Here is a 202-nt window from a genome sequence, read left to right on the forward strand (position 1 = left end):
GCGCGGCAGGACGGAAAGACCCCGGGACCTTTACTATAGTTTGGTATTGGTTTTCGGTTCGGCTTGTGTAGGATAGGTGGGAGACTGTGAAGCGCTCACGCTAGTGGGTGTGGAGTCGTTGTTGAAATACCACTCTGGTCGAATTGGGAATCTGAACCTCGGGCCATGATCTGGTTCAGGGACAGTGCCTGATGGGTAGTTT

At 53.0% G+C, this 202-nt stretch carries 1 rRNA gene; it reads left to right on the plus strand.

Going from position 1 to position 202, the window contains the following annotated elements:
• Position 1: 1 nt before the first annotated feature.
• Positions 2 to 202: ribosomal RNA gene (locus EIY87_RS23515) — 23S ribosomal RNA — on the plus strand; the annotation flags it as partial.

Source organism: Amycolatopsis eburnea, from assembly GCF_003937945.1.
Taxonomy (GTDB): domain Bacteria; phylum Actinomycetota; class Actinomycetes; order Mycobacteriales; family Pseudonocardiaceae; genus Amycolatopsis; species Amycolatopsis eburnea.